This window comes from Cohnella faecalis, from assembly GCF_003570905.1.
Taxonomy (GTDB): domain Bacteria; phylum Bacillota; class Bacilli; order Paenibacillales; family Paenibacillaceae; genus Cohnella; species Cohnella faecalis.
Window position 1 is genome coordinate 1 of the sequence record NZ_QXJM01000058.1, and the last position, 9,932, is coordinate 9,932.

Consider the following 9,932-nt stretch of genomic DNA (forward strand, 5'->3'; position numbering starts at 1 on the left):
GATCCGCTCTATCTCATTCCGGCAATGGCGGCCGTCACCGAGCATCTCGGCTTCGCCGTGACGAGCTCGATCACCTACGATCATCCCTACGCCATGGCGCGCAAAATGTCGACGCTCGACCATCTGACCGGAGGACGGATCGGCTGGAATATCGTGACGTCGAACTTGAACAGCGCGGCGTTAAATTTCGGATGGCGGGAGCAGCTGGAGCATGACCGGCGTTACGATCGGGGCGACGAATTTCTTGAGGTGTGCTACAAGCTATGGGAACGAAGCTGGGAGGACGATGCGGTCGTTCGGGATCGGCAGCGGCGCGTCTACACCGACCCGTCCAAAGTTCACGATATCGGACACGAGGGCGAGTTCTTCAAGGTGCCGGGCATTCATCTGTCCGAGCCATCGCCCCAGCGGACGCCGGTGCTCTTCCAGGCCGGCTCCTCGCAGCGGGGAAGGCTGTTCGCCGCAAAGCACGCGGAATGCGTCTTTTTGAACGCCATGACGCCGGAGGAAACGAAATACTTGGTAGACGATATCCGGTCGAAGGCGAAGGAAGCGGGGCGCGACCCGGCCGACATTCTGTTCTTCCCGAGGTTCGTGCCGGTCGTCGCCCCGACCGAAAGAGAAGCACGGGAAAAATTCGAGTCGTATTTGGAGCAAGTGAGCACGGAAGGGACGCTCGCGCTGCTCTCGTCCTGGTCGGGGATCGATTTCTCGGCGTTCGGCCGCGACGAGCTGCTCGCCTTCATCGAGCGCAAAGGGAACGGAAGCCAGTACATCGCCGACTACTTGAGCCGCGCTTCCGCCGAACGTCCTCTTACGGTGCCGGATCTGGCCAAGCTGTATGCGTTCGGCGGCATCGAGAACGTCGCGGTCGGCTCCGCGGAGCAAATCGCCGAGCGGATGATCGCGTTCGCGGACGCGACCGGCATCGACGGGTTCAACGTCGCTTACGCGATTCGTCCGCAAGCGTTCGCGACTTCGCCGATTTGGTCGTTCCCGAGCTGCAGCGGCTAGGCAGAGTTCAGTCGGAATACGAAGCGGGTTCGCTAAGAGGCAAGCTGTTCGGTCACGGGGACAGACTGAAGCCGGACATCCGGGGACAAGAACGGAGCTGAACGCGAACGCTCCGACGAGCTAATCCGGCTTCGAGGCCGCTTTTCGGGAATGCGGAGTTCCCGTAAACGCGGCCTTTCGAAGAGCCGATTTCCTCTGCAAGAAAAATCCAATTAAAAAAATACGAAAAACAGCTTGCATTCTTTCGCCGAACTTGATAATATAAAAAAAGTCGCTTTTGAGACACGGCGCTCACGAGGCTGACGAGGACAAGTAAGACACATGCGGAAATAGCTCAGTGGTAGAGCATCTCGTTGCCAACGAGAAGGTCGCGGGTTCGAGCCCCGTTTTCCGCTCCATATGCGCCCTTAGCTCAGCTGGATAGAGCGTTTGACTACGAATCAAAAGGCCGGGAGTTCGAATCTCTCAGGGCGCGCCATTAGTGCAACATATCATTGTCGGGACGTAGCTCAGCTTGGTAGAGCACCTGGTTTGGGACCAGGGGGTCGCATGTTCGAATCGTGTCGTCCCGACCATCTTTTCGCGGGTGTAGTTCAATGGTAGAACTTTAGCCTTCCAAGCTAATAGCGTGGGTTCGATTCCCATCACCCGCTCCACTATTTACAATCGAGACTCCTTGCAGCCGCAAGGAGTTTTTTTGTTTGTCTCAGCTCAGTATACGGAGGATGAAGATGAATTTCGGAAAGATTGCCAGCCCCATCGCTTCTCGCTTGCTCGTTATTGCCGGATTTGTTTTTTTCTCGATTGCCTTTGTTTGCGCCTTTGTCCATTCGCTTACCGTATTCGATTCCTTCTCGAGCGCTTCGGGAGCTTTCCTTGCGGCGGTTATCGCCCTGTTGGCGGTCTCCGCTTTGGCGATGAACCGAAGGGTGGGAAAAAAGGCATTCATTATTATTGTACCGGGAGTTGCTTTGGCTTTAAGGCTCATCTGGGCGCTTCTCGTCGATACGCCTCCTTCGTCCGACTTTTTGTTCATGCACAATGCGGCATTGGCCGCGGCGAAGGGAGACTTCTCGTTCGCGTCGTCGGATTATTACACCAGTTGGGCATACCAATTGGGCTTTACTATGTATGAAGCGCTCATCGTCAAGCTGTTCGGCACTCCGATTATCTTTCTTAAGGTCATTAACGTTCTATGGAGCACGGGTACGGTTGCGCTTGTTTATTGGACGGCCGGAAAAGCGTTCAACGAGTTTTGCGGCCGCGCCGCAGCGATAGCGTATGCGTTCTACATACCGAATATCGTCATGTGCTCGGTATTGACGAACCAGCATGTCTCGATGTTCTTTTTCATGCTTGGCTGCGCTTTGCTCGTTCACAGAGGGCTGACGGGAAAATATAGCTGGCTCCTTATCGGCTTGTCGTTCGCAATCGGCCATATCATGAGACCGATCGGGGGAGTCTATATAGCGGCATTGCTCGTGTTCGTTACGGTGTTTCGGGCTTTTCCGTGGTCTCTTAAACGCTCGGGACCGCTGCTTGCGAAGACAGCCGGCATCGTAGTCGTTTTCTATCTTCTCCAGGCGACGGTCAGCCAATCGTTCATCCAGAGGGGGTGACGGCTTACCCTCTTGCCAATCGCGAGCCTTATTGGAAGTTCGTGGTTGGCTTGAATACGGAGTCGGGCGGCGTGTGGAACGCGGCGGACGGCAAGCATATGCGGCAATTCAAGCTGGGCGAGGAGCGCAACCGGAGGAACGGAGAGTCGTGATCGAAAGGCTGTCGAACGTCGACGCGCTGCCTTCGCTATTCGCCCGCAAGTTCGTTTCCTTCTGGGGCGGCCCGGATTCCTCGGCTTTTTGGAGCATGGAAAAGCTGAATATGCCGAAGCAAACGGAGCGGGTGAACAAGCTGGAGAGAGCCGTATACGCAGCCATGTGCTTTTTTGGAGCAATCGGCCTGCTTGCCCTCGTTCGCGATCGGCAATATGAGTGGCATCGGCTGTTCCTCATTCTGCTCTTCGGCTATGCCGCGATCCATCTGTTCATCGAGATTCAGGGACGTTATCGGCTGGATATGATACCGATACTGGTTCTCTTGCAAAGCTACGGCGTATATGCCGCTTATTCGAGGATAACGCTATGGCTGTCTCCGCGCGCGGATCGGGATCAAGGGGTTCCGATGTAAAACGACAAGGCGCCGCTGGGGGCGGGCGACAAATTTGTTCTCAAAAGATTTTTTCCTGACGTTGCCTATTTACCCATTGACTTTCTGCGGCAATGCTTTGCCGAATGAAAGAAATTGAAGCTTTTCATTCTCATTTGTAGTATCATAACAGGAAGAGTTTTTTGATTTCGTCTGGGGTGAAATTGATGACAGAATTGGCAACGGCAACTGCCGGACGTTCCTCGTCCAATCATTTGTTGCGCCGCGACGTGCGTTTTCTCGGGAACATCCTCGGGAAGTGCTGGTGCATCAAGGTGGACGCGAACTGTTGGATCAAGTAGAAAAAATACGCGAGATGAGCAAGGCGCTGCGGGCGGAATTTCTTCCCGAGCTGTATGCGGAATTCGTCAAGAACGTCAAATCGATGGAGCCGGAAATCCGGCACCGGGTATTCGCGCGTTCGCTATTTATTTTCAACTCGTCAATATCGCCGAGCAGAACCATCGGATCAGACGCAAGCGGGATTACGAGCGTTCGGCCGGAGAAGCGGTGCAGCCGGGATCGATCGAGAACGTCGTTCAGTCGCTGAAGGAAAAGAACGTTCCGCTTGAGGAACTGCGCGGAATGATCGGCGACATCTCTCTGGAGCTCGTCATGACGGCGCATCCTACGGAAGCGACAAGACGCGCCGTGCTGGACATCCACAAGCGGATAGCCGACGAGATGATGGAGCTGGACAACCCGACGCTGACGTATCGGGAGCGCGAGAAGCTTCGCGACAAGCTTCTGAACGAAGTGCTCACGCTATGGCAGACGGATGAGCTTCGCGACCGCAAGCCTACGGTTATCGACGAAGTGCGCAACGGCATGTACTTTTTCCATGAGACGTTGTTCGAAGTTCTTCCCGAGGTTTATGAAGAATTGGAACGGTGCCTTACGAAGCATTATCCGGAGGAAGCGTGGCACGTTCCGACGTATTTGCGCTTCGGCTCGTGGATCGGCGGAGACCGCGACGGCAACCCGTCCGTAACCGCGGCGATTACCTGGCAGACGCTTACGATGCAACGGAATCTGGTCATCTACAAATACGAGCAGAACATTCGGTCGCTGATGCGCCAGATGAGCTTCAGCACGTCTATCGCCGACATTTCGCCGGAATTGACGGAGTCCATCAAGCTGGATCGGGAGAACATCGAGCTGCGCATCGTCGATCCGTGGACGAACGAGAAGGAACCGTACCGGATCAAGATGACCTATATGCTTCAGAAGCTCTCGAATATGCGCGAGGAAGAATTCAAGGGCACGAAGCAGCGTTACCATGAAGTGTCCGAATTGCTGGCAGACCTCGGCGTCATCGACCGCAGTCTTCGCCATCATTATGCGGACTATGTGGCCGACACGCTGTTGAAGAAGCTGATTCGTCAAGTGGAGCTGTTCGGCTTCCATCTGGCGGCGCTCGACGTTCGCCAGCATAGCAAAGAGCATGAGAACGCGATGACCGAGGTGCTGGCCAAAGCGGGAGTGATCGAGAACTATTCCGATCTGACCGAGGAAGCGAAGCTTGAGCTGCTGCATCACCTTCTCAGCGACGTTCGTCCTCTTCTGTACGAAACCGCCGAGCTGACCGATACCACCAAAGAGTGCCTTGACGTCTACAAGACGATCTATCGCGCCCAGAAGGAGTTCGGACAGGGCTGCATCACGAGCTATCTGATCAGCATGACGCAGAGCGCGAGCGATTTCCTTGAAGTTCTCGTGTTCGCGAAGGAAGCGGGCTTGTTCCGCGTTCCGACAACGGCGCGTACTTCAGCACGCTGCAGGCGGTTCCTTCGCGAACACGAGAACTTCAAGGAAATCGCTCGCGCTCTGCGTCATGCTGATCAGATAGCTCGTGATGCAGCCCTGTCCGAACTCCTTCTGGGCGCGATAGATCGTCTTGTAGACGTCAAGGCACTCTTTGGTGGTATCGGTCAGCTCGGCGGTTTCGTACAGAAGAGGACGAACGTCGCTGAGAAGGTGATGCAGCAGCTCAAGCTTCGCTTCCTCGGTCAGATCGGAATAGTTCTCGATCACTCCCGCTTTGGCCAGCACCTCGGTCATCGCGTTCTCATGCTCTTTGCTATGCTGGCGAACGTCGAGCGCCGCCAGATGGAAGCCGAACAGCTCCACTTGACGAATCAGCTTCTTCAACAGCGTGTCGGCCACATAGTCCGCATAATGATGGCGAAGACTGCGGTCGATGACGCCGAGGTCTGCCAGCAATTCGGACACTTCATGGTAACGCTGCTTCGTGCCCTTGAATTCTTCCTCGCGCATATTCGAGAGCTTCTGAAGCATATAGGTCATCTTGATCCGGTACGGTTCCTTCTCGTTCGTCCACGGATCGACGATGCGCAGCTCGATGTTCTCCCGATCCAGCTTGATGGACTCCGTCAATTCCGGCGAAATGTCGGCGATAGACGTGCTGAAGCTCATCTGGCGCATCAGCGACCGAATGTTCTGCTCGTATTTGTAGATGACCAGATTCCGTTGCATCGTAAGCGTCTGCCAGGTAATCGCCGCGGTTACGGACGGGTTGCCGTCGCGGTCTCCGCCGATCCACGAGCCGAAGCGCAAATACGTCGGAACGTGCCACGCTTCCTCCGGATAATGCTTCGTAAGGCACCGTTCCAATTCTTCATAAACCTCGGGAAGAACTTCGAACAACGTCTCATGGAAAAAGTACATGCCGTTGCGCACTTCGTCGATAACCGTAGGCTTGCGGTCGCGAAGCTCATCCGTCTGCCATAGCGTGAGCACTTCGTTCAGAAGCTTGTCGCGAAGCTTCTCGCGCTCCCGATACGTCAGCGTCGGGTTGTCCAGCTCCATCATCTCGTCGGCTATCCGCTTGTGGATGTCCAGCACGGCGCGTCTTGTCGCTTCCGTAGGATGCGCCGTCATGACGAGCTCCAGAGAGATGTCGCCGATCATTCCGCGCAGTTCCTCAAGCGGAACGTTCTTTTCCTTCAGCGACTGAACGACGTTCTCGATCGATCCCGGCTGCACCGCTTCTCCGGCCGAACGCTCGTAATCCCGCTTGCGTCTGATCCGATGGTTCTGCTCGGCGATATTGACGAGTTGAAAATAAATAGCGAACGCGCGAATAACCCGGTGCCGGATTTCCGGCTCCATCGATTTGACGTTCTTGACGAATTCCGCATACAGCTCGGGAAGAAATTCCGCCCGCAGCGCCTTGCTCATCTCGCGTATTTTTTCTACTTGATCCAACAGTTCGCGTCCACCTTGATGCACCAGCACTTCCCGAGGATGTTCCCGAGAAAACGCACGTCGCGGCGCAACAAATGATTGGACGAGGAACGTCCGGCAGTTGCCGTTGCCAATTCTGTCATCAATTTCACCCAGACGAAATCAAAAAACTCTTCCTGTTATGATACTACAAATGAGAATGAAAAGCTTCAATTTCTTTCATTCGGCAAAGCATTGCCGCAGAAAGTCAATGGGTAAATAGGCAACGTCAGGAAAAAATCTTTTGAGAACAAATTTGTCGCCCGCCCCCAGCGGCGCCTTGTCGTTTTACATCGGAACCCCTTGATCCCGATCCGCGCGCGGAGACAGCCATAGCGTTATCCTCGAATAAGCGGCATATACGCCGTAGCTTTGCAAGAGAACCAGTATCGGTATCATATCCAGCCGATAACGTCCCTGAATCTCGATGAACAGATGGATCGCGGCATAGCCGAAGAGCAGAATGAGGAACAGCCGATGCCACTCATATTGCCGATCGCGAACGAGGGCAAGCAGGCCGATTGCTCCAAAAAAGCACATGGCTGCGTATACGGCTCTCTCCAGCTTGTTCACCCGCTCCGTTTGCTTCGGCATATTCAGCTTTTCCATGCTCCAAAAAGCCGAGGAATCCGGGCCGCCCCAGAAGGAAACGAACTTGCGGGCGAATAGCGAAGGCAGCGCGTCGACGTTCGACAGCCTTTCGATCACGACTCTCCGTTCCTCCCGGTTGCGCTCCTCGCCCAGCTTGAATTGCCGCATATGCTTGCCGTCCGCCGCGTTCCACACGCCGCCCGACTCCGTATTCAAGCCAACCACGAACTTCCAATAAGGCTCGCGATTGGCAAGAGGGTAAGCCGTCACCCCCGTCTGGATGAACGATTGGCTGACCGTCGCCTGGAGAAGATAGAAAACGACTACGATGCCGGCTGTCTTCGCAAGCAGCGGTCCCGAGCGTTTAAGAGACCACGGAAAAGCCGAAACACCGTAACGAACACGAGCAATGCCGCTATATAGACTCCCCCGATCGGTCTCATGATATGGCCGATTGCGAACGACAAGCCGATAAGGAGCCAGCTATATTTTCCCGTCAGCCCTCTGTGAACGAGCAAAGCGCAGCCAAGCATGAAAAAGAACATCGAGACATGCTGGTTCGTCAATACCGAGCACATGACGATATTCGGTATGTAGAACGCATACGCTATCGCTGCGGCGCGGCCGCAAAACTCGTTGAACGCTTTTCCGGCCGTCCAATAAACAAGCGCAACCGTACCCGTGCTCCATAGAACGTTAATGACCTTAAGAAAGATAATCGGAGTGCCGAACAGCTTGACGATGAGCGCTTCATACATAGTAAAGCCCAATTGGTATGCCCAACTGGTGTAATAATCCGACGACGCGAACGAGAAGTCTCCCTTCGCCGCGGCCAATGCCGCATTGTGCATGAACAAAAAGTCGGACGAAGGAGGCGTATCGACGAGAAGCGCCCAGATGAGCCTTAAAGCCAAAGCAACTCCCGGTACAATAATAATGAATGCCTTTTTCCCACCCTTCGGTTCATCGCAAAGCGGAGACCGCCAACAGGGCGATAACCGCCGCAAGGAAAGCTCCCGAAGCGCTCGAGAAGGAATCGAATACGGTAAGCGAATGGACAAAGGCGCAAACAAAGGCAATCGAGAAAAAAACAAATCCGGCAATAACGAGCAAGCGAGAAGCGATGGGGCTGGCAATCTTTCCGAAATTCATCTTCATCCTCCGTATACTGAGCTGAGACAAACAAAAAACTCCTTGCGGCTGCAAGGAGTCTCGATTGTAAATAGTGGAGCGGGTGATGGGAATCGAACCCACGCTATTAGCTTGGAAGGCTAAAGTTCTACCATTGAACTACACCCGCGAAAAGATGGTCGGGACGACACGATTCGAACATGCGACCCCCTGGTCCCAAACCAGGTGCTCTACCAAGCTGAGCTACGTCCCGACAATGATATGTTGCACTAATGGCGCGCCCTGAGAGATTCGAACTCCCGGCCTTTTGATTCGTAGTCAAACGCTCTATCCAGCTGAGCTAAGGGCGCATATGGAGCGGAAAACGGGGCTCGAACCCGCGACCTTCTCGTTGGCAACGAGATGCTCTACCACTGAGCTATTTCCGCATGTGTCTTACTTGTCCTCGTCAGCCTCGTGAGCGCCGTGTCTCAAAAGCGACTTTTTTATATTATCAAGTTCGGCGAAAGAATGCAAGCTGTTTTTCGTATTTTTTTAATTGGATTTTTCTTGCAGAGGAAATCGGCTCTTCGAAAGGCGCGTTTACGGGAACTCCGCATTCCGAAAAGCGGCCTCGAAGGCCGGATTAGCTCGTCGGAGCGTTCGCGTTCAGCTCCGTTCTTGTCCCCGGATGTCCGGGCTTCAGTCTGTCCCCGTGACCGAACAGCTTGCCTCTTAGCGAACCCGCTTCGTATTCCGACTGAACTCTGCCTAGCCGCTGCAGCTCGGGAACGACCAAATCGGCGAAGTCGCGAACGCTTGCGGGACGAATCGCGTAAGCGACGTTGAACCCGTCGATGCCGGTCGCGTCCGCGAACGCGATCATCCGCTCGGCGATTTGCTCCGCGGAGCCGACCGCGACGTTCTCGATGCCGCCGAACGCATACAGCTTGGCCAGATCCGGCACCGTAAGAGGACGTTCGGCGGAAGCGCGGCTCAAGTAGTCGGCGATGTACTGGCTTCCGTTCCCTTTGCGCTCGATGAAGGCGAGCAGCTCGTCGCGGCCGAACGCCGAGAAATCGATCCCCGACCAGGACGAGAGCAGCGCGAGCGTCCCTTCCGTGCTCACTTGCTCCAAATACGACTCGAATTTTTCCCGTGCTTCTCTTTCGGTCGGGGCGACGACCGGCACGAACCTCGGGAGAACAGAATGTCGGCCGGGTCGCGCCCCGCTTCCTTCGCCTTCGACCGGATATCGTCTACCAAGTATTTCGTTTCCTCCGGCGTCATGGCGTTCAAAAAGACGCATTCCGCGTGCTTTGCGGCGAACAGCCTTCCCCGCTGCGAGGAGCCGGCCTGGAAGAGCACCGGCGTCCGCTGGGGCGATGGCTCGGACAGATGAATGCCCGGCACCTTGAAGAACTCGCCCTCGTGTCCGATATCGTGAACTTTGGACGGGTCGGTGTAGACGCGCCGCTGCCGATCCCGAACGACCGCATCGTCCTCCCAGCTTCGTTCCCATAGCTTGTAGCACACCTCAAGAAATTCGTCGCCCGATCGTAACGCCGGTCATGCTCCAGCTGCTCCCGCCATCCGAAATTTAACGCCGCGCTGTTCAAGTTCGACGTCACGATATTCCAGCCGATCCGTCCTCCGGTCAGATGGTCGAGCGTCGACATTTTGCGCGCCATGGCGTAGGGATGATCGTAGGTGATCGAGCTCGTCACGGCGAAGCCGAGATGCTCGGTGACGGCCGCCATTGCCGG

The 9,932-nt window shown here is 55.3% G+C and carries 8 protein-coding genes, 8 tRNA genes and 3 pseudogenes; 9 read left to right on the forward strand and 10 right to left on the reverse strand.

Translation table 11 applies throughout. The features are described 5' to 3' along the window. The 9 genes and pseudogenes from D3H35_RS29190 to D3H35_RS33235 form a co-directional block, all read left to right on the forward strand. Positions 1 to 1,014, forward strand: a 1,014-nt coding sequence (locus tag D3H35_RS29190) for an NtaA/DmoA family FMN-dependent monooxygenase (RefSeq protein WP_119152593.1), incomplete at its 5' end; no start/stop codon positions are given. 323 nt (positions 1,015 to 1,337) lie between these two features. After that, a tRNA-Gly gene (locus D3H35_RS29195) sits at positions 1,338 to 1,412 on the forward strand. Between the two features lie 3 nt (positions 1,413 to 1,415). Continuing rightward, a tRNA-Arg gene (locus D3H35_RS29200) sits at positions 1,416 to 1,492 on the forward strand. A 20-nt stretch (positions 1,493 to 1,512) separates the two neighbouring features. Then, positions 1,513 to 1,589, forward strand: a tRNA-Pro gene (locus D3H35_RS29205). 7 nt (positions 1,590 to 1,596) lie between these two features. Then, positions 1,597 to 1,670, forward strand: a tRNA-Gly gene (locus D3H35_RS29210). Positions 1,671 to 1,745: 75 nt separating this feature from the next. After that, complete coding sequence (locus tag D3H35_RS29215; RefSeq protein ID WP_158594351.1) at positions 1,746 to 2,633, forward strand: glycosyltransferase family 39 protein; 888 nt, start codon at positions 1,746 to 1,748, stop codon at positions 2,631 to 2,633. Continuing rightward, complete coding sequence (locus D3H35_RS31070; RefSeq protein ID WP_158594352.1) at positions 2,630 to 2,785, forward strand: hypothetical protein; 156 nt, start codon at positions 2,630 to 2,632, stop codon at positions 2,783 to 2,785. The genes D3H35_RS29215 and D3H35_RS31070 overlap by 4 nt, the downstream gene beginning before the upstream one ends. Continuing rightward, positions 2,782 to 3,201 carry a hypothetical protein gene (locus tag D3H35_RS29220; protein ID WP_119152595.1) on the forward strand — a complete coding sequence of 140 codons (420 nt, stop codon included), beginning with the start codon at positions 2,782 to 2,784 and terminating at the stop codon, positions 3,199 to 3,201. Before D3H35_RS31070 ends, D3H35_RS29220 begins: the two co-directional genes overlap by 4 nt. A 185-nt stretch (positions 3,202 to 3,386) precedes the next feature. Then, a pseudogene (locus D3H35_RS33235) lies at positions 3,387 to 5,009 on the forward strand (phosphoenolpyruvate carboxylase); the annotation flags it as partial. On the opposite strand, the pseudogene D3H35_RS33240 reads toward D3H35_RS33235, so the two are convergent. The 10 genes and pseudogenes from D3H35_RS33240 to D3H35_RS33245 all read right to left on the reverse strand — a co-directional run. Next, positions 5,005 to 6,569: pseudogene (locus D3H35_RS33240) on the reverse strand (phosphoenolpyruvate carboxylase); the annotation flags it as partial. The pseudogenes D3H35_RS33235 and D3H35_RS33240 overlap by 5 nt on opposite strands. 184 nt (positions 6,570 to 6,753) lie before the next feature. Then, a complete protein-coding gene (locus D3H35_RS29235; protein ID WP_119152596.1) occupies positions 6,754 to 7,326 on the reverse strand; it encodes a hypothetical protein in 573 nt (190 codons plus the stop codon). A gap of 53 nt (positions 7,327 to 7,379) precedes the next feature. Then, the gene (locus tag D3H35_RS29240) at positions 7,380 to 7,970 is read right to left on the reverse strand and encodes a glycosyltransferase family 39 protein (protein WP_119152597.1); all 591 of its coding nucleotides are present in this window, start codon (positions 7,968 to 7,970) and stop codon (positions 7,380 to 7,382) included. A gap of 49 nt (positions 7,971 to 8,019) precedes the next feature. Continuing rightward, positions 8,020 to 8,208 carry a hypothetical protein gene (locus D3H35_RS29245; RefSeq protein WP_119152598.1) on the reverse strand — a complete coding sequence of 63 codons (189 nt, stop codon included), beginning with the start codon at positions 8,206 to 8,208 and terminating at the stop codon, positions 8,020 to 8,022. Positions 8,209 to 8,282: 74 nt separating this feature from the next. Further along, positions 8,283 to 8,356, reverse strand: a tRNA-Gly gene (locus tag D3H35_RS29250). A 7-nt stretch (positions 8,357 to 8,363) separates the two neighbouring features. Further along, positions 8,364 to 8,440, reverse strand: a tRNA-Pro gene (locus D3H35_RS29255). Positions 8,441 to 8,460: 20 nt separating this feature from the next. Next, positions 8,461 to 8,537 (reverse strand) — tRNA-Arg (locus tag D3H35_RS29260). 3 nt (positions 8,538 to 8,540) lie between these two features. Further along, a tRNA-Gly gene (locus D3H35_RS29265) sits at positions 8,541 to 8,615 on the reverse strand. Between the two features lie 197 nt (positions 8,616 to 8,812). After that, positions 8,813 to 9,295, reverse strand: coding sequence for an LLM class oxidoreductase (locus D3H35_RS29270; protein WP_233568236.1), 483 nt, complete (start codon positions 9,293 to 9,295; stop codon positions 8,813 to 8,815). After that, positions 9,292 to 9,926: pseudogene (locus D3H35_RS33245) on the reverse strand (NtaA/DmoA family FMN-dependent monooxygenase). Before D3H35_RS33245 ends, D3H35_RS29270 begins: the two are co-directional and overlap by 4 nt. Positions 9,927 to 9,932 lie beyond the last annotated feature (6 nt).